The organism is Rhizobium sp. 01T417 (assembly GCF_056398905.1).
In genome coordinates this window covers 1-23476 of the sequence record NZ_JBFTQH010000038.1, presented here as the reverse complement: position 1 = coordinate 23476, position 23476 = coordinate 1, and the positions used below count along the sequence as shown (strand labels likewise).

The following is a 23476-nucleotide window of genomic DNA, read 5'->3' as shown; positions in this document are numbered from 1 at the left end:
CTTACCCCACAGCTGCCAGCGACACTTCCTGCCTCAACGCTTGACCGCGGGAAGCTCCCACGACCGCGTCGACATCCAGGATGAGAGCCACGCGACCGTCGCCGAGGATGGTCGCCGCAGCGATACCCGGAACGTGCGTGTAGTTCGCCTCAAGGCTCTTGATGACGACCTGGCGCTGCCCCTGGATCGCATCGACCATGAGCGCGCGCTGACCGCCGCCTTCCGATTCGACGAGAAGAGCGACTCCTTCGACAGGATTAGCCTGCGTGGCACGGAAGTTCAGGATGCGACCGACATCGACCAGCGGGCAGAAGCTGTTACGGATCGAGATCAGGCGATGGTTTGCACCAAAGGAATGAATCGCGGCGGCTTCCGGTTGCAGCGTCTCAACGATCGCCGTCAACGGGACAACCAGCGTCTGGCCGGCAACCGTGACGACCATGCCGTCGAGAACGGCAAGGGTCAGCGGCAGGCTCATCGTGAAGACGGAGCCCTGCCCTGGCTTCGAGGTGATGTTGATGCGGCCGCCGAGCGCCTGAATCGAGCGCTTGACGACGTCCATACCGACGCCGCGACCGGAAATGTCGGAAATCTTGTCGGCGGTGGAGAAGCCCGGCAAGAAGATCAGGTTGTCGATTTCTTCGTCGGTCAGGTTGGCGTCAGCCGGGATCAGCTCGTTGGCGATGGCCTTCTGCTTGACCTTCTCGCGGTTGATGCCGGCGCCGTCATCGGCGAGCTCGATCAGGATGCGGCCGGAGCGGTGCTTCGCCGTCAGGCGAACCGTGCCTTCGACGTTCTTGCCGGCGGCGGCGCGCTTTTCGGGCGTTTCGATACCGTGGTCAACGGCGTTGCGGATCATGTGCGTCAGCGGCTCGGCCAGCTTGTCGATGACCGTCTTGTCGACTTCGGTGTTTTCACCTTCGGTGATCAGGCGAATCGTCTTGCCCGTCATGTCGGCGATTTCGCGAACGATGCGCGACATGCGCTGGAAGACCGGCTTTACCGGCTGGGCGCGGATCGCCATGACCGAATCCTGGATCTCGCGGGTGAGCTGCTGCAGCTCCTCGAGGCCCATGTTGATGGATGACGTTCCGGTCGTGTCGTTTTCGATGACGCTCTGCGAAAGCATCGCCTGGTTGATGACGAGCTCGCCGACGAGGTTGATCAGGCGATCGACGCGGTCGAGATCGACGCGGATGGTCTGACCAGCGCCGGCAGCGGCGTTGTTCTGGGCGGCGACAGCTGCACTTGCGGCAGCGGCGGCAGCCGATTCCTTCTTCTCGACACGAGCAGCGGCGGCGGCCATCTGCGTGACGTTGGAAGCAGTCTCGGCGGCAGTAACCGCAGCGGCCACGTCGGCCTTCGGCTGCTCGGCCGGTGCCTCGGTCGCGCCATCATCGAGGATCGACAGGTCGAAGGGCACTGGGATCATCGGCAGTTCTTCGGCTTCGGGGGCAGTCACCTTTTCCTCGCCTGCGGTGATCTGCAGGTCGCAATCCCACTCGGCAAATTCGAAGACCGTGCGGATCGCATCTTCGCCCTTGTCTGTCTTGAGCGTGATGTTCCAATAGAAGTAGGCAGCTTCCGCATCGAGCTCGTCGAGACCCGGCAGCGCATCCATGTTGCAGTAGACGCTCATCTCGCCGAGGCGGGAGAGATCGCGCAGCAGCAAGGTCGCGTCGTTGCCTTTGGAATAGAGGTCCGAACGCGGCTTGAAGGTGATTTCGTAAGTCGGCAGATCGGAGCCGACCTCTTCCTCGCCGCTGAAATCGTCGAAGGAGAAGGGGATCGGCTGGAAGCCGCTGTCATCGGTCGGCTTGGGGGCCGGAGTGGCGGCGACAGGCGTTGGCTTAGCCACCGGAGCTTCCACGCCAGCGGACGGGGTAGGCAGCTCGCCGTTGGCGAGTGCTTCCAGTTCCTTCACCAGACCGCGGCTGCGGCTTTCATCAACGCTGCCGCCGTCGCGGGCGGCATTGGTCAGGTCGGCCAGCACGTCAGCCGACTTCAACATGACCTTCAGGACATCCTGTGTCGGCTCAAGCTTGTTGGAACGAACGCAATCAAGTGTGGTCTCGAAGACATGCGCGAAAGCGACGAGATCATCCAGACCGAAGGCGCCAGCGCCACCCTTGATCGAATGGACGGCACGGAACACCGCATTGACGGTTTCCGGATCGCGATCGCCATCATTCATTTTCAGAAGACCGGATTCCAGTTCGGCGAGCTGCTCCTCGCACTCCTGGAAGAAGATCTCTTTGATTTCGTTCATATCCATAGGAGAAAATCCTGGGTTTAAGCGGTTACACGCTCAATGGCATCGATCAGCTTGGCAGGGTCGAAAGGCTTGACGATCCAGCCGGTGGCGCCGGCCTGGCGCGCGCGGTTCTTCTTTTCCGCATCGCTTTCGGTCGTCAGGACCAGGATCGGGATCGCACGGTACTTGTCGTTGCGGCGAACGCCCTCGATAAAGCCGAAACCGTCAAGGCGCGGCATGTTGATGTCGGTGACGATGACATCAGGATTGGATTCTTCCAGAACCTCGAGGCCCTCGACGCCGTCTTCAGCCTGGATCGTCTCGAAGCCCGCATTGTTGAGGGTCACGAGAAGCATGTTCCTTATGGTCCGTGAATCATCCACGGTAAGCACTTTTTTCTTCATTGCCGGATCTCCTTGGCGAGCAGATGGATATCGACACCAATCAGCTGCATGGTTTTCTGAAATGCGTCCGAAACCTTGCTGAACGTGAAGGCGAGCTTGTCCTGGTCCCAGGTCTTGGCGGCTGCCATCAGGACCTGCGCGCTCAGGGCTCCGACGCGTTCGACCGCGGACGCGTCGATGGCCAGATCATTGCCGCGCAACGAGACGAGCTTGTCGCGAAGCATGGTTGCTTCGTTCAGATCAAGCACCGCTGACAGGTTCAGCGTTTTCCCAGTTTTCCTTGCCGCCATCAGCTCTTCCTTGTCTCCTGGTTACTGCTCAACGTATGTGAGCGGCGCTCATATACCGGTCCGTTAGTAAACAATCCGCCCTCCGGCCGAGGCGACCGGCTGCACAAATCCGAAGTCCTCGTCGTCGGCCACGACATCGGCGGTCCGCCTGATGCCGATCGCCGGGGAGAACACCGGCGGGGGGCGCGCGGGCTCGGCGTTCTGCCGGGCAATACGAAACTCGCGGATCGTTTGGCCGAGTTCGACGATGACACTGTGCAGGTAGTCGGCGCCTTCGGCTGAACGCGATGCGGAAGCCGCGTTATCGGTCATCTGGGCGCCGAGGCCCTTCACGTCAGCTGTCACGACATCAAGGTTCGCAGCGTGTTCGCTGGCCTGATTAGCGACCATCGCGATCGCCGTGTTGATCTCACTGACCTGGCGAACGATGCTGCCAATCGAATCCTGCGTACGTCCAACCATCTGGACGCCGGCATCCACCTGCGACTTGGTGGTGCTCACTAGCGTCTTTATCTCGCGCGCCGCGTCCGCCGAGCGTTGCGCTAGCGCACGTACTTCCTGCGCGACCACGGCAAAACCACGTCCGGAATCGCCGGCGCGCGCGGCTTCGATGCCAGCATTCAGCGCCAGCAGATTGGTTTGGAAAGCAATCTCGTCGATTGCGCCGATGATTTGTCCGATCCGCTCGGCAGACTGTTCGATATCCGCCATCGCAGCAATCGCGCGCCCGACAACCTGGCCGCTTTCTTCGGCCGCGGCGCGGGTCGTGGCCGCCGCCTGCTCGGCAGCCCGGCTACCCGCGGCGCCGTGGCGAACGCTTTCCGACAGATCGGCAAGCGCAGCTGCAGAGGAGAGCAACTGCTGGGCATGAACGGACGCGTTTCCGGCGAATTGCTTCGACGCATCGCCAAGCGTCTGGACGGAGGTTCCGGCAACCGCCGTCTTTTCGGCGATCGCCTGAAATTCGGCCTGGACGGCATCGAGCGCACCGTTGAGCGCCTGCGCGATATCCCGATGGGCGCCGTCTTCCTCGATGGTCGCACGAACCGTGAGGTCGCGCGTGGCAAGGCCATTGATAACATCGGCGAATACGCGTGCGACGTCCGCCTTGTCACTGGCGCGCTGATCGGCAAGCGCACGCTGCTGGGTGGCCCGCAAGGCATTGAAACGCAAGGATATGGCAATCTCGACATCCACCATCACGAGGCGAATGATCGCCGACATGAGGTCGGAGATTTCCTTGGCCCGACGACGGCTGCTCGGCAGGAAGGAGCGACCGGCCAACTCGGTTGCGAGGCCGCCGATGATATGCTCGAGAACAACGCCATGACCCGCGACATGCCAGCGCGGGTCGAGACCCATCTTGCTTTCGGAATCAGACAGAACCTTCACACGCTCGGCATAAAGGCTGTCAAAACGCGCATCGGTCAGAACATCCCAGTGGGAGGCCTGCAGGTCGTGGAGGCGCTCGACCTGACGTTCGCTCTCGAAATTCCGCGCCGCGTCTGGAAACGATTGAAAACGCTGAAAAAGGTCACGCAGACCGGCGGTCAGATGCTGCTGAAGGTCGAGACGGTGGCGCCGGACCAAATCACAGTGTTCGGCGTCGAGACCGGCAAAGCGCAGCCTCTCACGCAAGCTGCCTGCCTGCGCTCCTCGAGCCTGATCTGATGGCATTTCCTGCCCCAACACCTGTCCCCAACCACATGCCGGGCGCTTGCCCGTCATTAAACTATTGCTCCGCGCAGCGTGCACGCTGCTGATTGGTGGCTTGCCTCGGCTGCAGCCGGCGGCGTGAAGCCTCCCGATCAGTCGATTCTGCTTCGGAGCTGCTTGATGAGATGGATTCCGGATCGACCGGTACGGCGGTGCGGCGTCATGCCTGGTGGGAACGAGTAAGTTTTCCCATTCCGACGTGTCATGCAATGTTTATGGTTAATTCCTTGCCTGAAGGTTAATGCGTATTTTATGAATGTCGACTTTCCAGCAGGCCCCAATAACCATCTATGAATTACTGGGCTTGCGTTGCGGCGCTGCTACAGTCCTAGGCAAGCTTTGTGGTATATGCCCAGAAATAACCGTGACATGACGTCAGAAGGATTGGGCAATGATTGTTTTCGGATTGGGGTCGTGCGTTCTTTCGATCGCTGTTCTCGCAGCCGTTGCGCTGCTTGACCGTATCGAAGCGACCCGCAGTCAGGTTGCCCTGCGCGTCCTTTAAAATTCCACAACCAGATTGTAACGAGTGGTCAAACGCACCGGCATGCCGGTGCGTTAATCTTTGGCTTTACTGCGGTTTGAGTTCAGCGGGAATTGCATTCATGTCTGCCAGACTTGGTCTCCTCATCGTTCTTGGCGTGACGCTCTGGCGAGTCATCACCCTCCATTTCGACACGACCGATCTGTTCGTCGACGAGGCGCAATACTGGTTCTGGTCGCAGAATCTCGATTTCGGCTACTACTCGAAGCCGCCGATGATCGCCTGGGTCATTCGAGCCATGACGGAGCTTGCAGGATCGACGTCGATCTACTGGATCAGGGTGAGCGGACCGCTGATCTACATGGCGACCGCGATCATGCTGATGAAGACGGCCAACCGCTTTGTCGGACCGAGGATTGAAGGGTGGACCGGCGCGACCTTCATCACCCTGCCCGGCGTTGCCCTGTCATCTGTGTTCTTCTCGACCGATGTCGTGCTTCTCTTTTTCCTGACGATGGCACTATGGGCCTATTTCGGCCTGACCGAGAAGCGTTCCGTCGGCCTCTCCATCCTCATGGGATTTGCCGTCGGCTGCGCCTTCCTCTCGAAATACGCGATCCTCTTTGTCGTTCCCGGCGGGTTGATCGCGCTCATTCTGCTTCCGAGCGCACGCATCGCCTGGCGCGATTTTTTCACAGCCGTCATCGTTGCGCTTGTCGTTGCTGCGCCAAATCTCTGGTGGAATCTTGCCCATGACGGAACAACGGTCCGTCACACCACCAACATCGCGCATTGGAGCAAGCTCGGCGTCAATGTGGCCGGCGGCCTGGAATTCTTCGCGGCGCAATTCGGCGTCGTCGGGCCGATCGTATTCTCCGCGATGCTCTGGGCCGTTGTCCGCGCACTCAAGGGCAAGAGCGAGCCTAGGGAAAAGCTGCTGATCTGGCTGTCTATCCCTGTCGTTGTGCTGATCACCTTCCAGGCGCTGGTTGCCAAGGCTTATGCCAACTGGGGCGTGACGGCCTATATCGCGGGAACGATCCTTGCCGTGTGGTTGCTTGACCGCCTCTGGCCCAAGGGCCTGCGCCTGTCGCTTGCCATAAATGGCACGGCGAGTTTTCTGTTTCCTCTTGCCGCGATCTTTGCGCACCAGCTGGTGCTGCCGAACGGCAGCGAGATCATGAAGCGCTATCTCGGCCGTAGCGCGATCAGCCGCGAGGCTGGCGAGCTGGCGCGGGAGTCCGGCACCTCGATCATTGTCAGCGACAGCCGCGATCTCCTGGCGGACATGTTCCACACGCTGAGGAACGATCCTGTCCGTATCTACGCGCAGCCGCCCGTCGACGCGCCTGACAACTATTACGAGCAGACCTTTGCGCTGCCGAGCGACGTTGCAGACGACGTGCTTTTTGTGACGACACACCCGGTCGAGTGCGCCCAAACGCCTGAGCTGGTCCGCAGCTGGCAGCCGACGGAAGGCTACTACCGCGGCAAGACTTTCTTTTCCTACAGGATTTCGCCGGCCTGCCTGACCGGCAAATAGGACCTCACTTCGGGGTAGACGGGAGGCCAAGGCATGTTCCCGTCCCCTCCACCTCCACAAACACGACGCCCCCTCGCTCGAAGGCGAGACGCAACTGCGCCTCGGTTGCACGATGGATATCGTGATGCTTTCCTTCGTAGTCACGGATGGTGCTGCGCGACACGGCGGCCTGTTCCGCGAGGTCGAGCTGCGTCCAGCCAAGCAATCCGCGGGCGGCCCGGCACAATGCCGGGGTCAGAATTGTTTCCTTTGCGCCTTGACCCATAATGTCAAACCACCCATATTGGTTGATATAGGCCATATATGTCATGTTTTAAACGGGATTTCCAGTTCGGGAGAGAATGATGCCGCACGATACGCCTTTGATTTCGACAATCGTCGGAGGCCTCGTGCTTGCGTTCATTCTCGGCACGCTCGCCCACAGGCTCCGAATGCCGCCTCTGGTCGGCTATCTCGTCGCAGGCGTTCTCGCCGGCCCGCATACGCCGGGCTTTGTTGCCGACCAAAGCCTTGCGCCTGAACTGGCCGAGATCGGCGTCATCCTGCTGATGTTCGGCGTCGGACTGCACTTCTCCCTGAAAGACCTCCTCTCCGTTCGCGGCATTGCGGTACCCGGCGCCATCGTGCAGATTGGATTTGCCACGCTACTCGGCTGGGGACTGGGGGCGCTCATGGGATGGCCGACGGGAGGGAGCCTTGTCTTCGGACTCGCTCTTTCCGTCGCTTCGACAGTCGTCCTCTTGAAGGCACTGCAGGAGCGACGGCTGATCGATAGCGATCGCGGCAGGATCGCGGTCGGTTGGTTGATCGTCGAGGACCTCGCAATGGTCCTGGCGCTCGTTCTGATCCCGGCAGCCGCCAGCATCGGCGGTGGAGAGCATGCGACGGCAGAGCCGCTTTCAGCCGCGATCAGCCGGCTCCTCGGCCTCGACCTTGGCATGGGCGGCATCATCGTCATGACCCTGGTCAAGGTCGTGATATTCGTCGGGGTGATGCTGGTTTTCGGGGGCCGCCTCATTCCCTGGACGATGCACCGCATCGCGCACACTGGATCCCGCGAACTGTTCCGCCTCGGCGTGCTTGCGATCGCGCTCGGCGTTGCCTTCGGTGCCTCGAAGCTGTTTGGCGTGTCGCTGGCGCTCGGCGCCTTCTTTGCCGGCATGGTTCTGGCCGAGAGCGAACTCAGCCAGCGCGCCGCCCAGGAAAGCTTGCCGCTCCGCGATGCCTTCACGGTCCTCTTCTTCGTCTCGGTCGGCATGCTGTTCGATCCGAACATCCTGATCGATAAACCGCTGCCAGTGTTGGCCACCGTTCTCATTATCGTGGTCGGCAAGTCGATCGCCGCCTTCCTGATCGTACGACTGTTCCGCAAACCTGTCGGCACGGCGCTGACGATTTCGGCGAGCCTTGGGCAGATCGGCGAATTCTCCTTCATCCTGGCCGCACTCGGCGTCTCGCTCGGTCTGCTGCCCGAGGAGGGGCGCGACCTCATCCTTGCCGGCGCGCTGATCTCGATCATCCTCAACCCTCTGCTGTTCTACGCCTGCGATCGGTTGCGCCGCGTGCTGGAGCGGACAAAGCGCGAAGAGCCGATAGCGACGAATGTGCCAGAGCCGGCTAAAGAGCCCGAGCCAGAGGAAGAGGAGAACAGGCAGCCGACGGCGCTTCGCGGGCATGCAATCATTGTCGGTTACGGCCGTGTCGGCAGCATCGTCGGTCAAAACCTCAAATCATCGGGCACGCCCTTCCTTGTCATCGAGGACTCGAGCAACCGCATCGGCGAACTGCGGGATCAGGGGATCGAAGCGATCAGCGGCAATGCCGCCTCGCGCGAGCTGCTCGACCTCGCAAACATCGCCGGCGCCCGCAGTCTCGTCATCGCCATCCCCAACGCATTCGAGGCGTGCAGGGTTGCCGACCAAGGGCGCACCATCAACCCTTCGCTCCTGATCGTCGCCCGCGCGCATTCCGACGCCGAAGTGGATGAATTGCTGGAGTACGGTGCAGACACTGTTATCATGGGCGAACGCGAAATCGCCATGGGCATGGTTGACCGGCTCGCCCAAGTGCATCATGACAGTGTGCGCTATGAAGATGAGGCCGACACTGCTACAATTGCAGTCGAGGACACGCCTTCTCCCGATAAAGAATGAGAGACTTTTGCGCCGTTGAGCCGGTACGAGGTTGAAAATCCAGATGATCACGAGATGAGGCTCGACGCACGCCGCATGGGCAGTCGTGTTGCGATCTCGCTGGTCATTGCCGTCTTCGCCTATCTTGGCCTTCTGTTCGGCGGCAATCTGGTCATCGTCCCCAGCCGCGGTGCGAACTCGGTCTCCTCGTCCGCCAAGGACGGCCAGCCGCTGCAGCTGAGCGCTCGCGATACCGTCCGCGGCATTTTGACCGCCGAGCGCAAGGCGGCTCCCAAACATGTCCCTTACGACCCCGGCGCAGCAGCCATTGGCGCGACGCCTGATATCGAGCTCCGCCTTGGTGGTGAGCAGCCCCTCGCAACCTTCCATCCCGCGCTTCGCGGCGCCGATGCGAGGGCTTACGACTCGCACGGCCCGCCTGCGGCCTCGGCATGAATGCGCGCCGGTCCGGCGCTTTCCATTGCTTTTAAGACACGCCGCCAGCGCGAGGAGCGCAGGCTCAAGCGTTATCAAGGATAAACAACAACATGCGTAATTCACCATGGCTGGTGTTCACCTATACGGTGATCATTCTCCTCGGCATTCTGATCGCTCTGCCGAACGCACTGCCGCAATCCACCCTCGCGCGTCTGCCCTCGTGGCTGCCGCATAACCAGGTTTCGCTCGGTCTCGACCTTCGCGGGGGCTCGCACCTCGTTCTCGAAGTTGACGAAGCGGACCTGACCCGCGAGCGCCTGCAGTCGCTCCTGCAGGATGCCCGCCGCGTCCTTCGCGAGAAGAACATCCAGACGAAATCAGTCGTTCGCAATCAGAACCAGATCGTCGTGACCCTGACGGATACGGCACAGACGGACGATGCGGTCACACAGCTGAAGACGCTCGGCAATGCGATTGCCACCGGCCTCAGCGCCGGCCAGTCCGATCTCTCGGTTACGACCAGCGGCGGCAATATCCTCGTCGCCTTCTCGCCGGCCGGCATTGCAGCCAATGTCGATTCCGCGGTCCAGCAGAGCCTTGAAGTCATTCGCCAGCGCGTCGACCAGGTCGGCGTCGCCGAACCGACGATCCAGCGCATCGGCGGAAACCGCGTGCTCGTGCAGCTCCCGGGCGCACAGGACCCGTCTCGCCTTCGCCAGCTTCTCGGCTCGACCGCGAAGATGTCCTTCCACATGCTTTCTCCGAACAACGCTCCGGGACCGGGCGTGACGATGCTGAAGGATGAGCAGGGCAACAGCTTTGCAGTTCTCGACCGCGTCGAGATTTCGGGTGACCGTCTTTCGGATGCGCGCGTCAGCTTCGATCCGAATACGCATGAGCCCGTCGTCAGCTTCCGCTTCGACAGCGCCGGCGCAACCCGATTCGCCGACATCACCCGTCAGAACGTCGGCAATCCGTTCGCCATCGTTCTCGACGACAAGGTGCTGAGCGCACCTGTCATCCGCGAACCGATCACCGGCGGCTCCGGCCAGATTTCGGGCAACTTCTCGGCTGACAGCGCAACAACGCTCGCCGCCATGCTGCGCGCCGGCGCCCTGCCTGCCAAGCTGACCGTCATCGAAGAACGCACCGTCGGTGCCGACCTCGGCGCGGACGCTATCCGCATGGGTATCTATTCGGGTCTCGTCGGCTTCGCGCTTGTCGCAGCCTTCATTTTCATCCTGTATGGCACGTGGGGCTTCCTCGCGAACTTCGCGCTGCTCATCCACACGATCCTGACCTTCTCGGCCCTGACGCTTGTCGGAGCAACGCTGACGCTGCCAGGTATCGCGGGTGTCGTCCTCGGTATCGGTCTTGCGGTCGACGCGAACGTTCTCATCAACGAGCGCATCCGCGAAGAGACGCGCAAGGGCAAGAGCGCGTTCGCTGCCATCGATACCGGCTTCCGCCGCGCTTATTCGACGATTATCGACGGCAACATGACGGCGCTGATCGCAGCGGCCATCCTGTTCTGGTTCGGCACCGGCCCGGTCCGCGGCTTCGCTGTGACCATGGCGCTTGGCCTGATCATCTCGATGTTCACGTCTGTCGCCTTTGTTCGCGTCACGATGATCGAGATCACACGCCGTCGTAAGCTGAAGGTCCTGAACATCAAGCCGATGATCCCGATGATGTTCAACCCTTACGGCCGCCATATCCAGTTCATGAAGGCTCGCTTCTTCGGCGTGACGGTCTCGGCGCTTCTGTCGATCGCCTCGGTCGTCCTCTTCATCCATCCGGGTCTCAACTACGGCGTCGACTTCCGCGGCGGGATCCAGATGTCGGTCAAGACGCAGGACGCCGCCGATCTCGGCCGCTTCCGCGAAGGCTTGAACAGCCTTGGCCTCGGCGAAGTCTCCCTCCAGACCTACGGCGACAACAACACCATGGCGGTGCGTGCGCAGCGTCAGGAAGGTGGGGAAGAAGCCCAGACGGCAGCCGTTGAAAAGCTGAAGGCCGAGATCGTCAAGATCGACCCGTCGGCAACCGTTACCGGCACCGATGTCATCGGTCCGAAGGTCAGCGGCGAGCTCGCCTGGGCCGGCATTCTGTCGGTCGTCATCGCAAGCTTGGCGATGCTTTTCTACATCTGGTATCGCTTCGAATGGCCATTCGCTGTCGGCGCTATCGTCACGCTTATCCTCGACGTGACCAAGGCGATCGGTTTCTTCGCGCTGACCGGCCTCGACTTCAACCTGACAGCCATCGCAGCCATCCTGACGCTCGTCGGCTATTCGGTGAACGACAAGGTCGTGGTCTATGACCGCATGCGTGAAAACATGCGCCTCTACAAGTCGATGCCGCTGCGCGAGATCATCGACCGGTCGATCAACGAGACGCTCGCACGAAGCCTCTACACCAACGCGACGGCGTTTCTTGCCTTGCTGCCGATGGCGATCTGGGGCGGCAGCGCGGTCTCAAGCTTCGCGATCCCGATGGTCTTCGGCATTCTCGTTGCCGGCGCGTCGTCGGTCTTCATCGCAGCACCGATCCTGCTCTTCCTCGGCGACTGGCGTCGTCGCCACGGCAAGGCCATTGCTGCGGCCGAGCCCGAAGCAGAAATCATCCCTCCGGAAGAGGGCCAGCCGCGCAAGACCGCCGGCTGAGTGCTAGTGAGATGAAACGAAATGAGGGCGCCGGTTGCGGAACCGGCGCCCTCTTTCTATTCTCGCCCGACTGGGAGGTTCTGCAGCATGTCGTCCGAGCAACCGATTGAATCGACTGAAAACGAGGAGCGCATTCGGCGCTTCCTGGCAATCGCCTCGCACGATCTGCAATCGCCGCCGCGAGACATCGCGATGTACGCGGAAATCCTGCTCGACGACTTGGCCGGCAAGCTTGACGGCGACCAGTTGAAGAGCCGGGCCTGGTACCGACCCCACCTATCAGGACAAGATCTTCGACGCCTTCTGGAAGCTGCCGCAGGCAGGGCGACCCGGCGGCCCGGGGCTTGGCCTCACGGCCGCGCGAGAAAAACCTGCGCGCGCTCGATGGCAGCATCCACCTGCATGCTCAAGCCGCCGACCCTTCAGCAATTCCGCGAAGTGTTGGACGGACTGGACAGTTTGAATTTGCAGGCGCGTGGAGATAGCTTAGTTCTTTATGCGGAACCTTCGAGGCAAACCCCAATTATAACGGCATGACGTTTATACTTGCACTAATGCTGGCGATGGCGACGCCTCCCAATCCATCCGGACTGTATTCAATGGTATCTGGCATCCATCACGTGACCCTCTTGACCCGAAAGGTGCAGGCAAACGTGGATTTCTACGCGGGTTTTCTCGGCATGCGGCTGGTCAAGCAGACCGCCGGATTCGAAGACGCCACGCAGCTTCATCTCTTCTACGGGGACGGCGTTGGCAGCCCCGGCTCGTTGGTGACCTTCCTTGTATGGGAAGACGGTTCACCCGGCCGCGTCGGCCACAGCCAGATCGGTGAGCTGTCGCTTGCGATCGATCCATCGAGCATCGGCTATTGGCTCACCCGCTGCATGAGTTTCGGACTTCGCTCTGAGGGCCCGGCCGATGAGTTTGGCGAACCTGTGCTGCGGCTGAAGGACCCCGACAATATCATCGTCAAGCTCGCCGGCGCCCGTGATCTGAAGTCGCCCGCTACCTGGGACGGCGCGGGCGTTCCGGTCGAACACGCCATTCAGCGGGTACGCGGCGTCACCATGCTCACCGAGAAACCGGCCGAAAGCCGTGACTTCGCGGAGCGTCATTTCGGCTACCGCTTCCAGGAAACGCGCGGCAACATCGACCGGCTTGTCTCGGAATCGGGCGATATTGTCGACATCAGGAATGCCCAGGGATTCTGGTCCGGCGCGCCCGGTACCGGGACGGCCGATCACGTCGCCTTCCGCGCCGTAGACGAGAAGCAACTTCACAAGGTGCACGATGCCCTGAAGGAAAGCGGCGCGTCGGCGACGAACCTGCACGATCGCAAGTATTTCGAATCGCTCTATGCCCGCGAGCCAGGCGGCACACTGATCGAATTGGCGACAGACAAGCCCGGCATGATGGTGGACGAGCCGCGGGCCACGCTCGGCACCAGGCTTTTCGTTCCCAAGGACCCAATCACCGATCTCAAGGATCTGAAGGTCGTACTGCCGCAATTTTCGATGCCCGGCGAGCCCCGCATCAACTACCGCGACCTGCCCTTCGTGCACCGCTTTTATACGCCGCCGGATCCTGACGGCAGCGTCTTCGTGCTGTTGCACGGCTCAGGCGGCAACGAAACGACGTTGATGCCCCTGCTGCACGAGGTTGCCCCGCGTGCCACGCTGCTTGGCGTGCGCGGACGGGCGACGGAAGAAGGCATTCCGCGCTGGTACAAGCGCATCACGCCGTTCTCCTTCGACCAGGACGATATCAAGAACGAAGCCGAGGCCTTTGCCGCCTTCATCGAGGGAGCCGTATCGTCCTACGGCCTGGATCCGAAGAAGATCGTCTATGTCGGCTATTCCAACGGCGCGAACCTCCTCAACTCGCTCCTCTATCTGCATCCGAATTTGGTGCACAAAGCTGTGCTGTTGCGCTCCATGCCGGTCCTGAAGGATTATCCGCACGCCGATCTCAAAGGCACGGATCTCTTGGTCATCAGCGGCAAGACGGATGCTTACGGCAAATATGCCAGCGACCTCGAAACCCGGCTGAAACAATCGGGAGCGACCGTCGACTCTGATGTCATCGCCGGCGGACACGATCTCGGCGACGCTGATGTTTCGATCATCCAGAAATGGCTGGCACAGCAGATCAACTAGCTCGGAAGGGCTTTTTCGCAGGGACGGCACCGGCCCTGCGTTCCCCTGCATTCATGCACCGACGCGCGCGGACACGCCTGCAATTCCGTCCTTTTGCGGCGTTCGGAAGCAACGTTTCAAAGCAAAGACAAACAAGCCTTCACAAACTCGCGCTTGACGATAGCGAACAAAGGTCTGCTGTTCCCGACGGTTGTACCTTTCTGCTTCGTGCTAAACGTCAACAATGAACGCCACTGCGCAAGGGCCCTCGGTTATTTGTTATTCATGAAGACGTGCCCGTCTCTTTTCCAGAAATTGAAAGCAATGCCATGACTGTTTGCAACACTTATACGGTGTGAATATATTTCGACGCTGCCGTATTTTTTTATACAATATACGTCGACATCTTTACATATCTTTTCTCAATTTGATCACACTATATATTATTAAAACTAGAATTATGAATTTTTAAGAATTATTTCCACTTACATTATCCACAGAATTCAGCTTTTATCTTTTAAATCTATATTTAGATTGTCTTAAGCGATACAGAAGGCAAGAAATTACCACATTCGTCTGCGAACTGCTCCAACTGTTCTATTTTGCTGCAGCGCAAAATGCTCCTTGCCGAAGCGGGGTCCCAGCCCTATCCTCGCCTCGACATCGATCGCAGAAGGGGAATTTGCATGCCTCCTCGGCCCGTGGACATCAGCCTGATCATCTCGTCGAGAAATCGGGTCTATGGACTAACGAACTGCCTGGATGCCGTTTCTATTGCCGCCCGCCAGGCAGACTATCTGAGACTTGAACTGGTCTTCGTGGACAATGGCTCCACGGACGAGACGTCGGACGTCGTCCGCCAATGGGCGTCGACCGCGCCGATCAAGACCAACTTGATCTATGAAGCGAAACCCGGCCTCGCCGTCGCCCGCAACACGGGCCTCAACGCCGCGAGAGGCCGTGTCCTCGCCTTTACCGACGACGACTGCGAGATTTTCCCCGACTATTTCAGCACGCTCGCAGCGCTTTTCAGCTCGGATACCGAGATGGTCATGCGCGGCGGGCGGATCGAGCTCGGCGACACACGCGACCTGCCGGTCACGATCAAGCCCGAGATGGAACCTGCGGTATTGAGCAGCGAGCTGCATGCCGGCGGCTTCATTCATGGCGCGAACATGGCGTTTCCCCATGGGCTGGTCGAGAAGATCGGCTTTTTCGATACTCGCTTCGGGGCGGGCTCCCCTTTCCGCTCCGGTGAGGACACCGACTACGTGCACCGCGCCTTCAATGCCGGCGTGCGTGTCGAATATCTGCCGGATTTTGCCGTCAAACACTTCCATGGACGGCGTGAACTCGCGGATATCAAGCGTCTCCAGACCGGCTACGCCTTCGGCAACGGAGCGCTGTACGCCAAATATCTCTTCGATCGCCGCTCGAACATGCGCGGCATGCTGCGCTGGGAAATCCGCCAGGCGCTCATGGAGGCCATCGGGCGCCGAAAACTCAACGAGGAACTTGGCCTGACCTACCGCAGCCAGCTTCGTGACAACCTGACCGGCATGCTCGCCTACTGGCGAGGGCCGAAGGCAAAGCAGCCCGCCTGAGGTTTCGCTTCGCCGCCAACAGAATCAACGCGCGACTCTTCGCGAGCCAAATTCGATTGGATAATGCATGGCCGATACGGCAATTGCGCACGCCGAGCTTAAGAAGAAAACCGCACTTTCCGTCCTCTGGTCGGTCATTCGCGTGGCCTGGAGCACAATCGCGACCTTCGTGATCTTCGTCATCCTCGCACGCATTCTCGGGCCCGGCGATTTCGGTACCTTCGCGCTTGCGAGCCTCTTCGTGGAAATCGGCCGCGTGCTTGCCTATGCAGGCCTCGGTGATGCGGTCACGCGCCAGCTTGATCTCGACGAGGAGCTTGCCGATACCGCCTTCTGGGCGACGATCGCCTTCAGCGCCATCGTTGCCTCGCTGGTGTTCTTCTTCGCGCCCTACTACGGCGATCTGGTGCGCGATCCATCGGTTTCAGGCATTCTGCGCTGGCTGGCACCACTGCTTCCGATTTCGTCGCTGGCCGTCATCCACAATGCGCGCCTTGCCCGTGAATTCGGCCACAAGAGCCTCGCCGGGCAGGCAATCGCCGCCAGCCTGCTCTCAGGCATCACCGCCGTCGTCTGCGCCTTTCTCGGCTGGGGCGTCTGGGCGCTCGTTGCGCAGACCGCGGTCAACGCCGCCGTGACCGTGCTCCTCGGCTGGTTCTACTATCCCTGGATGCCGAAGTTTCGCTTCAATGTGCCGATGTTCCGGTCCGTTTTCCTCTTCAGCATCAGCCTTGTCGTGACCCAGCTGATGTGGATGCTGCTCGCCCGCGTGCAGGATATCTTCATTTCGCGCTGGTTCGGCCCGGTCGAAGTCGGCCGCTATCGCATTGCCTGGCGGCTGATCGAGCTGATTGGCCAAGCGGTGCTGGCCCCGATCGGCAGCGTATCGCTCGTCACGCTGTCGCGCCTGCAGAACGACCACACGGCCTTCCGCAACGCCTACAACAAGATCGTCGGTGCAGCCGCGCTCGGAACCATCCCGCTGCTGCTCGGCTTCGGCGCCCTGTCGAACGACATGATCGCGCTGCTCTTCGGCAACAAGTGGGGCAATGCCGGCGATATCGCCACCGTCCTCGTGCTGATGGCGGTTCCCTTCGTCACGAACTTCTTTGCCTCGTCGGCGCTCTCGGCTGTCAACCGGGCGGAATCGATCCTCTCCGTCGCCGCCCTGCAGCTCGTGACGACGCTGATCCTCACCTGGCTGCTTGTCCCCTACGGCGTTGTCGCCGTTGCTGCGGGCTATACGCTGCGTGCCTGGCTGACGATGCCCTATCAGCAATATGTGCTTCAGCGATACGCGCATATCGACGCCAAAAGCACGCTGAAGGCCGTCGCCCTACCCTTCTGCGGCGCGACACTGATGGCCGTCTGCGTGTGGTTCGCGCATCCGGTCATCGTAGAGCACATTCAGAACCGCTGGCTCGCGCTTGGCCTTAGCATCGGCCTGGGCGGACTGATTTACCTGGCGTTCCTGCCGATCTTCGGCCGCTCGGTCATCCGCCCTTACATCGCGCTTGCCATGTCCCTCAACCCATTCCGCAAACAGGCCGAAGCCTAGCCGCTTGCATGGACCCGAGTGTCCGTAAACAAGGAGCATTTCATGGAATCCAATATTACGATCATCAACCGCCTGCAGGGCGTGATCGCCAATTGCCTTTCCGACCTCTTTGATCCGTCCGAGCGTTTTGCGCTTCTCGACTTCCCGAACCACTACAATATCGGCGACAGCGCCATCTGGCTCGGCGAGCTTGCCTATTTCGACAAGAAACGTACGCGCCCGACCTACGTGACCGAGATCCCGACCTATGATGAAGACCGGATGCTCGGCGCGATCAGCAGCGGTCGCATTTTCCTGCACGGCGGCGGCAATTTCGGTGACATCTGGGCCGGCTACCGCCAGTTCCGCGAAGGCCTGCTCGACAAGCACAAGGGCCGCCCGATCGTCCAGATGCCGCAGACGATCCATTTCAAGGAGCAGGCAAATGTCGACAGCACCGCGCGTGCGATCGAGCGCCACGGTCAGTTCACGCTTCTCGTTCGCGACCAGCGAAGCCTGGAATTTGCCCAGCGCTGGTTCCAGTGCGAAACGCGGCTTTGCCCGGACATGGCCTTCTGCATCGGTCCGGTCACTCGACCGACGCCGCAGCACGAGCTGCTGCTCAATCTGCGTGAGGACCAGGAAGTCGGCACCGCACAGGACCTGACGGCAGCAACCTTGCGTCCGGGTACCGTGAAATCGGACTGGCCCGACGAGCCTGCCGATTTCCAGCGCCAGACGAAGCACGCCGCGATCCTGAAGGGCCTTCTGACCGGCCGTATCGGCGGCCGCGCGCGGATGACGGAGCTTGCCTATCGCGAACGGGCGCAGCAGCGTTTCGACCGTGGCGTCGCCCTGCTGAGCTCGGCGCGCCAGGTCATCACCGATCGCATGCACGGGCATATCATGTGCGTGCTCTTGGGCGCCGATCACTGCGTTCTCGACAACAGCTACGGCAAGACGAGCAGCTTCATCGAGGCCTGGGGCACCTGCAACAGCGACAAGGCGGAGCTTGCCTCAACGGTCGACGAGGCGCTCGCCATCCTCGATGCGCGTCGCGTCGCCGCTGCGGCCGCCGCCTGATTTGAGATCAGCCTCGCCGGGCAACCAGAATCCCGGCGAGCACCACTGCCCCGCCGACCGCCTGCATCGGGCCGATCGGTTCGCTGAGCAGAACCCAGGCGAGGATTGCCGCCACGACCGGCTGCAGCAGCAGCGTCAGTGAGGAGAAGGCGGCCGGCAGATAGGCGAGCGAATAGGCAATCGCCACCTGCCCGCCCGCGTGACTGACGAAGGCAAGACCGAAGACGATCGCCCAGCCATAGGCCGTCGGCGGTAGCATGTGGCCTTCGTAGAAGAAGCCGATCGGGAAGATGCAGACAGCAGCCGACGCCGTGCTCCAGAGCATGATGCGGACCGTATCGAACCGGCTGCGCAGCTTGCCGATTGCCAGGATGTAGCCGGCATAGAACACGGCTGCGATGACCGCGACGCCATCGCCGCTGAGGTCGCCATTGCCAAGCGCCGCAGGACCGCCCTTCAGGACAACCACGCCAGCAAGCGCCAATACCAGCCCGAGAACGAAGACACGGGTAACGACTGCGCCGAAAAACAGAAGCCCGATCACCGTGACAAAGACGGGAGCCAGATTGGCAAGCAGCGTCGCATTGGCCACCGACGTCATGGTGATGGAGAGGTGCCAGGCCGCGAGATCCATGGCGAGCAGGACACCCGGCACGACCAGCAGGGCATAGTCGGATAGCTTTTCAGGCTTCGAGCCCGCATCCTTGCCCTTCGCAAGCGAGAATATGAAGATCGGGATCAGCGCCAGGGCGACGCGCCAGAAGGCCGTCGCCATCGGCCCGACTTCCGACAGCCGCACGAAGATCGGCGAGCCGCCGATCGCCGCGCCGCCGAGGATCAGGGCGGCGAGGGGAAAACGGTTGGATGCGGGGGTTTCTGCGACGGTGGAAGCGGCCTGCGACATTAGCTCTCGATGCGTTCTGACCGCCTGACGACCGGCGGCGAGCAACGGACCTATCAGAAGCGATGGTGTCGTGATAGCCGAGGAGCGACAGGGGCAGGCAAAAGCGCAATCTTATTGCCCGCCGATGCGAATTTGCAGCACCGAGCCTATCAGCCGGAAATGACGGCCGAGAATTCAGGCGCCCCGCGAATTGTGTTGCTGACCGTGCAGATTTCTTCCGCCGCATGGGCGATCTTCAGGCGCGTCTCTTCATCGAGGTCGCCCTTGATCGAGAAGGCGATGTTGAATGTCTGGACACGCGACGGGCCTTCGCTTGCCTTCTCGCCAGTAACGTCGGCCGTGATCTCCGTGATCCGGTCGAGCATGCCCATCTGGCTTGCGGCAATGCGCGCGCTCAGGACCAGGCAGGCTGACAGCGACGCATAGAGGAGGTCGAGCGGATTGAAGCCAGGTTGCGAGGCGCCGGTGACGATATCGAGCTCACCCTTGGTGGCCGAGGTGACATGTGGAAAGCCGGTGCGACCAAGAACGGCGGTTGCTCCAACGGGACGGGGACGAGCCTTGAGATCGGCGGCCATGAGAAAATCCTTTGGTGATGACAGCCTGTGCTAGATAAGGATTTTGATTGCCCGCGGCAATGCGCTTCAGCTCCGGCGAAGGGGCGGAAACAGACCACTCGGGTGATTCGGCCGACTCCAATCCGTCCGCTCGTCAACCTCAGTTTCCCATCCCGATTTCTAAGGATAGCCCCAGGTCAGCTTCAAAGTGCAATATAAGCTTGCACTAAAACAGAAACGACTCATTGGAGTTATCCATGCGAACACTTGCGGCTGTTCCTGATGCACCCAGCGTCGTCCTCGATGCCGAACCCTTCGGCTATGTCAGAAAAGTCTACCTCGACGACGAAGCCTGCTGGGGCCTGTTCGATTCCGATGGCGATGTGATCTTCGTCGGCGACGCTGCCGGCGATTGCCACGAATACGCGGCGAAGGAACAGATCCGGATTCAGATCGTCCATTGAAACTCGAGGCGACGTGCTCGCAACGGGCTCGCAATTAAAGCGACATCGATGTCCGGCGACGAGATGCGCTGGGCGGAGTGCCGGGCAGGGTGGCTACCCTGCCAGACGCTGCATTTGACAGATCAGCGATATGACGGCGCCGGCGGTGTGAGTACCACCTTTTCGCTGGAGAAGATGATGAAAGCGAACAGCAACACGCCGACGAAGGTGATGACCGACGCCAGAGCGACGATCGGCTCCATGGCCGTATTGCCCTGAAGCATGAGATAGAGCGCCGGCACCATGAGCGCGATGCCTGCCGTGTAGACGTAATACTGGATCATCGCGAGACGCTTCTCGGCCTTCTGGGGATTGAGGGCGTGGTAGCCGCCAAAGATCGCCATGGTCACCCAACCCAAGAGATTACAGTGCGCATGGGCGCCGATCACGCTGTGATCCTGCGAGATCGCCATGTTCAGCCCCATGAGGATGCCGATAATCAGAAATATGACTGCCGTCCTGAAGTATAGCTGCGATATGCGTGGCATAGAGTATCCCCCTCCGTTTGCGCTGACAGTATTATCATTCCGCAATAGAATTGAGAACGGCGGCCGTCCGAGATTTAACCTTCTGAAGACCATTTTGTTGCCGTTTCGGGAGACCGCTACGCGCCGCAACACTCCCCGCCCATCGCATCGGCACTTTACCCCTGAAGATTGGCAAATTCTTAAGCATTTCCTTAAACACATTTCGACTATTCTGTCTCGTCGGCACATTCGCGGGGAGCGAGATGAGAGACATTTACAAACCCTTCGTCGCCACTGATGACCCCGACCGGGACATCCGCTGCCAGGACGCGCTGCAGTTCGCCTTCCGCGATCTCGTCGCGGCATCGGTCGATGCGGGCTGGAACGAGTACGAAGCGCTCGAGGCGATCGCTACGCTTGCGGACGACGGCCTCCGGCGGATCGGCGCCAATGACGACGCCCAGACGCTGCTCGATGTGCTGCGAAGGATGGCTTAGTCGAAGCAGGCGACGCACCCTTCGCGATGTGGGCGTTTGCGACCTGTGCGGAAGAAACGGCCAGCATAAGTCGAAAGCTGCCCCCTCGCGCCAGCAGGAATCCTTCCTGACTATTTGAACAACCGCGAGGACTATCCTGAACATTGGGTGTCAGAATCTCGTTCAGCCAGTCGTCTTCAAGACAGACACGCTATGGAGAACAACAATGGCCATCACCATTACCGCCTTTGAACGGTCGCCCGATCGCGGCCGGGGTTTGGCGCGCGACATGCGCGTTCGCTGGGCGCTCGAAGAAGTGGGCCAGCCTTACGACGTTCGTCTTCTTTCGTTCAAAGCGATGAAGGAACCCGCGCATCTCGCGGTTCAACCTTTCGGGCAGATTCCGACCTATGAGGAGGGCGATCTCGCCCTGTTTGAGTCGGGGGCGATCGTGCTGCATATCGCGGAGCGCCATGCGGGCCTGCTGCCTGAGGATACAAATGCCCGGGCACGCGCGATCGCATGGATGTTTGCCGCACTGGACACGATAGAGCCGCCGATCGTCGATAGAGAAGTTGCCAGGTTCCTGGAGGGCGACCAGCCCTGGTACGAGCAGCGCCTGCCCATGATTGACAAACGCATTCGCAAGCGACTGAGCGAACTTTCCGATCGGCTTGGCGATGCCGACTGGCTCGACGGGAACTTCAGTGCCGCCGACATCCTCATGGTGACGGTACTGCGCAGATTGGAAGGATTGGGCATGCTGGACGAATACCCGAACCTTTTCGCCTATGTCGCCCGCGGCAAAGCGCGGCCGGCCTTCAAGCGTGCCTTCGATGCCCAGTTGGCTGTCTTCACCGCCACATCGGCTGACTGAGAAAGATCTGCTTTGGGCTGTGCCTGCCACCACGCCTCAGCACGTGAGCCGGGCGACGGTAACGGCGAAGGTTGATGACCTGCCTCAGGCGGCGGCCAGCAAGCCATCGGCGGTGAGCGTTCGCTATCAGGCTGGGTCAGCGACGACGGGCCTGGGCGACGACTGACATGTCAATCTCGGCTTCAGCGATCCAGGAGCGGTCAACGGCAATATCGACATGGGTCCGGGCTGGGACACGTTCTAAATAGAGGGCGGGCAGATCACGTGTCCCGTCAATATGGGCGACGGTGACGACTGGGCCGCAGTCACGAGAGGCACCCCTGTCGTCGAATTTCGCGGCAGGAGCCGGTGCGGACCAACTCATTTGGGCCGGCGGCAAACGAGTTCCGGCCACGCAATGCCATCGCAAGATACCGATTGGCACCGGACGTCCTTCAGCACGGTGGCGATCGTCTCAATCACGTCGTCATCAGTGAAGGTCAAGGCTGAGTTGCTGGCCTTTGATTACAGGCAGAGGGCGGCCGATATCGATATGGCCGAAAACGCGTTTGCGGCGCTCGGCATCGCGCTCCCGCTCCGCCCGGCTTGCGGCGACGGCAGCAAGGGCATTCGCGATAACCTGTTCAGTATGGGTCATGAGAACCTCCATAGGAATGTTCCTATTTTGTTCTCTTTTTACGACAGCGTCAAGGGGCGTATTCACGCCGTGCAAGGTACCGCTCCACTGGCGCCACACAAAGCCAATTTCGCCGTCAACTGTTCGTTCGCATGCGCCAGATGGCGGTGATAGATTATTTCTCGACACGAGTTCACCCACCGCAGGGAGAAACCCATGCGCAGACTTCGGATGCTTATGCTGATAGGGCTCGCCGCGTTTGCTTCGGCCTGCACAACAACTCCGCAAAGTTCAAATCGCGGAGATTTTCAGTATCAACCGCGGTATTCCGTGAATCCCGCCTGTGCACATGGCTTCAGACCGACAAACGCGTTGTCGTGCGGTTACTGACCGGGCTGGGCCAACTGAGGGCGAACGAGGCGCTCAAGCGTCCTGCGGGTAAAGCCGCCTTCGCGGCCTGCGTGGCTGCGCCAAAAAGGTTTCACGTGCGGGTTGGTGCATCGGCGCGATACGTGGAACTAAGAGGCGATCTTTGAAGAAACGAGCAGTTTGTCCTTCCCGAGAGAGGGGTGACAGTTCATACCGGAGACATGGGTTACACTTTTGGCCTTTGCGAGGAGAGCGAAGGTGCCTTTGCAGGAGTGCAACCGCATGGACGAGCGTCTCAAATTCGTTGCGCGGGTTCTGGATGGCGAGAAGATAGCGGCGCTGTGCCGCGAATTCGGCATCTCCCGCAAGACCGGTCACAAGATCATCAGCCGCTATAACGACAGCGGTCTGGAAGGACTGA

General features: G+C 60.6%; 21 protein-coding genes. 12 read left to right on the top strand and 9 right to left on the bottom strand.

The window, feature by feature from the left end:
• Position 1: 1 nt before the first annotated feature.
• The 4 genes from AC1DPR_RS25710 to AC1DPR_RS25695 form a co-directional block, all read right to left on the bottom strand.
• Entirely contained in the window at positions 2-2275 is a 2274-nt protein-coding gene (locus tag AC1DPR_RS25710; RefSeq protein WP_018859705.1) for a chemotaxis protein CheA, read from the bottom strand.
• A gap of 17 nt (positions 2276-2292) precedes the next feature.
• A complete protein-coding gene (cheY1, locus tag AC1DPR_RS25705) occupies positions 2293-2658 on the bottom strand; it encodes a chemotaxis response regulator CheY1 (RefSeq protein WP_007530053.1) in 366 nt (121 codons plus the stop codon).
• The gene (locus AC1DPR_RS25700; protein WP_018859706.1) at positions 2655-2948 is read right to left on the bottom strand and encodes an STAS domain-containing protein; all 294 of its coding nucleotides are present in this window, start codon (positions 2946-2948) and stop codon (positions 2655-2657) included. The genes cheY1 and AC1DPR_RS25700 overlap by 4 nt, the downstream gene beginning before the upstream one ends.
• A gap of 63 nt (positions 2949-3011) precedes the next feature.
• Positions 3012-4625 carry a globin-coupled sensor protein gene (locus AC1DPR_RS25695; protein WP_026372125.1) on the bottom strand — a complete coding sequence of 538 codons (1614 nt, stop codon included), beginning with the start codon at positions 4623-4625 and terminating at the stop codon, positions 3012-3014.
• 644 nt (positions 4626-5269) lie between these two features.
• Here AC1DPR_RS25695 and AC1DPR_RS25690 point away from each other — a divergent pair.
• Positions 5270-6691, top strand: coding sequence for an ArnT family glycosyltransferase (locus AC1DPR_RS25690; protein WP_477817420.1), 1422 nt, complete (start codon positions 5270-5272; stop codon positions 6689-6691).
• Positions 6692-6695: 4 nt separating this feature from the next.
• Here the strand turns inward: AC1DPR_RS25690 and AC1DPR_RS25685 are convergent, their stop codons facing one another.
• A complete protein-coding gene (locus tag AC1DPR_RS25685) occupies positions 6696-7001 on the bottom strand; it encodes a helix-turn-helix transcriptional regulator (protein WP_018859710.1) in 306 nt (101 codons plus the stop codon).
• 34 nt (positions 7002-7035) lie between these two features.
• On the opposite strand from AC1DPR_RS25685, the gene ybaL reads away from it, so the two are divergent.
• The 7 genes from ybaL to AC1DPR_RS25650 all read left to right on the top strand — a co-directional run bounded on the left by ybaL (position 7036) and on the right by AC1DPR_RS25650 (position 18286).
• Positions 7036-8844 (top strand): YbaL family putative K(+) efflux transporter, encoded by a 1809-nt coding sequence (gene ybaL / locus AC1DPR_RS25680; RefSeq protein ID WP_025660319.1) that lies wholly within the window; start codon positions 7036-7038, stop codon positions 8842-8844.
• A gap of 54 nt (positions 8845-8898) precedes the next feature.
• Positions 8899-9279 (top strand): hypothetical protein, encoded by a 381-nt coding sequence (locus AC1DPR_RS25675; protein ID WP_018859712.1) that lies wholly within the window; start codon positions 8899-8901, stop codon positions 9277-9279.
• A gap of 92 nt (positions 9280-9371) precedes the next feature.
• Positions 9372-11927: a protein translocase subunit SecD gene (secD, locus tag AC1DPR_RS25670; RefSeq protein WP_018859713.1), complete on the top strand. Its 2556-nt coding sequence runs from the start codon at positions 9372-9374 to the stop codon at positions 11925-11927.
• Between the two features lie 533 nt (positions 11928-12460).
• Positions 12461-14083 (top strand): VOC family protein, encoded by a 1623-nt coding sequence (locus AC1DPR_RS25665; RefSeq protein WP_477817419.1) that lies wholly within the window; start codon positions 12461-12463, stop codon positions 14081-14083.
• Positions 14084-14748: 665 nt separating this feature from the next.
• Positions 14749-15666 carry a glycosyltransferase family 2 protein gene (locus tag AC1DPR_RS25660; RefSeq protein ID WP_477817418.1) on the top strand — a complete coding sequence of 306 codons (918 nt, stop codon included), beginning with the start codon at positions 14749-14751 and terminating at the stop codon, positions 15664-15666.
• A 67-nt stretch (positions 15667-15733) separates the two neighbouring features.
• On the top strand, positions 15734-17224 hold the full coding sequence (locus AC1DPR_RS25655) for a lipopolysaccharide biosynthesis protein (RefSeq protein WP_018859717.1): 1491 nt from the start codon (positions 15734-15736) through the stop codon (positions 17222-17224).
• A 42-nt stretch (positions 17225-17266) separates the two neighbouring features.
• Positions 17267-18286: a polysaccharide pyruvyl transferase family protein gene (locus AC1DPR_RS25650; protein WP_062369596.1), complete on the top strand. Its 1020-nt coding sequence runs from the start codon at positions 17267-17269 to the stop codon at positions 18284-18286.
• Positions 18287-18293: 7 nt separating this feature from the next.
• On the opposite strand, the gene AC1DPR_RS25645 is transcribed toward AC1DPR_RS25650, so the two are convergent.
• Together AC1DPR_RS25645 and AC1DPR_RS25640 are read right to left on the bottom strand one after the other, a co-directional pair.
• On the bottom strand, positions 18294-19190 hold the full coding sequence (locus AC1DPR_RS25645; RefSeq protein WP_192240391.1) for a DMT family transporter: 897 nt from the start codon (positions 19188-19190) through the stop codon (positions 18294-18296).
• 149 nt (positions 19191-19339) lie between these two features.
• A complete protein-coding gene (locus AC1DPR_RS25640; RefSeq protein WP_018859720.1) occupies positions 19340-19768 on the bottom strand; it encodes an OsmC family protein in 429 nt (142 codons plus the stop codon).
• A 236-nt stretch (positions 19769-20004) separates the two neighbouring features.
• Here AC1DPR_RS25640 and AC1DPR_RS25635 point away from each other — a divergent pair, with 236 nt between their 5' ends.
• Positions 20005-20211 carry a hypothetical protein gene (locus AC1DPR_RS25635; RefSeq protein WP_018117010.1) on the top strand — a complete coding sequence of 69 codons (207 nt, stop codon included), beginning with the start codon at positions 20005-20007 and terminating at the stop codon, positions 20209-20211.
• Positions 20212-20333: 122 nt separating this feature from the next.
• Here the strand turns inward: AC1DPR_RS25635 and AC1DPR_RS25630 are convergent, their stop codons facing one another.
• On the bottom strand, positions 20334-20738 hold the full coding sequence (locus AC1DPR_RS25630) for a heme-copper oxidase family protein (protein ID WP_018117009.1): 405 nt from the start codon (positions 20736-20738) through the stop codon (positions 20334-20336).
• Positions 20739-20980: 242 nt separating this feature from the next.
• On the opposite strand from AC1DPR_RS25630, the gene AC1DPR_RS25625 reads away from it, so the two are divergent.
• Complete coding sequence (locus AC1DPR_RS25625; protein ID WP_018859721.1) at positions 20981-21214, top strand: hypothetical protein; 234 nt, start codon at positions 20981-20983, stop codon at positions 21212-21214.
• Between the two features lie 205 nt (positions 21215-21419).
• Positions 21420-22070, top strand: a complete 651-nt coding sequence (locus tag AC1DPR_RS25620; RefSeq protein ID WP_018859722.1) for a glutathione S-transferase family protein — start codon at positions 21420-21422, stop codon at positions 22068-22070.
• Positions 22071-22539: 469 nt separating this feature from the next.
• Here the strand turns inward: AC1DPR_RS25620 and AC1DPR_RS25615 are convergent, their stop codons facing one another.
• Positions 22540-22707, bottom strand: a complete 168-nt coding sequence (locus AC1DPR_RS25615) for a hypothetical protein (protein ID WP_169683789.1) — start codon at positions 22705-22707, stop codon at positions 22540-22542.
• Between the two features lie 630 nt (positions 22708-23337).
• Here AC1DPR_RS25615 and AC1DPR_RS25610 point away from each other — a divergent pair.
• Positions 23338-23476 (top strand): helix-turn-helix domain-containing protein (locus AC1DPR_RS25610; RefSeq protein ID WP_477817422.1); only part of this gene is annotated, 139 nt, incomplete at its 3' end.

Bases quoted from the DNA above. Each gene is read 5' to 3' on its own strand.
- AC1DPR_RS25640 (WP_018859720.1), bottom strand. From the start codon at position 19,768: ATGGCCGCCGATCTCAAGGCTCGTCCCCGTCCCGTTGGAGCAACCGCC.
- AC1DPR_RS25630 (WP_018117009.1), bottom strand. From the start codon at position 20,738: ATGCCACGCATATCGCAGCTATACTTCAGGACGGCAGTCATATTTCTG.
- AC1DPR_RS25635 (WP_018117010.1), top strand. From the start codon at position 20,005: ATGCGAACACTTGCGGCTGTTCCTGATGCACCCAGCGTCGTCCTCGAT.
- AC1DPR_RS25615 (WP_169683789.1), bottom strand. From the start codon at position 22,707: ATGACCCATACTGAACAGGTTATCGCGAATGCCCTTGCTGCCGTCGCC.
- AC1DPR_RS25695 (WP_026372125.1), bottom strand. From the start codon at position 4,625: ATGCCATCAGATCAGGCTCGAGGAGCGCAGGCAGGCAGCTTGCGTGAG.
- AC1DPR_RS25685 (WP_018859710.1), bottom strand. From the start codon at position 7,001: ATGACATATATGGCCTATATCAACCAATATGGGTGGTTTGACATTATG.
- AC1DPR_RS25645 (WP_192240391.1), bottom strand. From the start codon at position 19,190: ATGTCGCAGGCCGCTTCCACCGTCGCAGAAACCCCCGCATCCAACCGT.
- cheY1 (WP_007530053.1), bottom strand. From the start codon at position 2,658: ATGAAGAAAAAAGTGCTTACCGTGGATGATTCACGGACCATAAGGAAC.
- AC1DPR_RS25625 (WP_018859721.1), top strand. From the start codon at position 20,981: ATGAGAGACATTTACAAACCCTTCGTCGCCACTGATGACCCCGACCGG.
- AC1DPR_RS25655 (WP_018859717.1), top strand. From the start codon at position 15,734: ATGGCCGATACGGCAATTGCGCACGCCGAGCTTAAGAAGAAAACCGCA.
- AC1DPR_RS25650 (WP_062369596.1), top strand. From the start codon at position 17,267: ATGGAATCCAATATTACGATCATCAACCGCCTGCAGGGCGTGATCGCC.
- AC1DPR_RS25665 (WP_477817419.1), top strand. From the start codon at position 12,461: ATGACGTTTATACTTGCACTAATGCTGGCGATGGCGACGCCTCCCAAT.
- secD (WP_018859713.1), top strand. From the start codon at position 9,372: ATGCGTAATTCACCATGGCTGGTGTTCACCTATACGGTGATCATTCTC.
- AC1DPR_RS25620 (WP_018859722.1), top strand. From the start codon at position 21,420: ATGGCCATCACCATTACCGCCTTTGAACGGTCGCCCGATCGCGGCCGG.
- AC1DPR_RS25700 (WP_018859706.1), bottom strand. From the start codon at position 2,948: ATGGCGGCAAGGAAAACTGGGAAAACGCTGAACCTGTCAGCGGTGCTT.
- AC1DPR_RS25660 (WP_477817418.1), top strand. From the start codon at position 14,749: ATGCCTCCTCGGCCCGTGGACATCAGCCTGATCATCTCGTCGAGAAAT.
- ybaL (WP_025660319.1), top strand. From the start codon at position 7,036: ATGCCGCACGATACGCCTTTGATTTCGACAATCGTCGGAGGCCTCGTG.
- AC1DPR_RS25675 (WP_018859712.1), top strand. From the start codon at position 8,899: ATGAGGCTCGACGCACGCCGCATGGGCAGTCGTGTTGCGATCTCGCTG.
- AC1DPR_RS25710 (WP_018859705.1), bottom strand. From the start codon at position 2,275: ATGGATATGAACGAAATCAAAGAGATCTTCTTCCAGGAGTGCGAGGAG.
- AC1DPR_RS25690 (WP_477817420.1), top strand. From the start codon at position 5,270: ATGTCTGCCAGACTTGGTCTCCTCATCGTTCTTGGCGTGACGCTCTGG.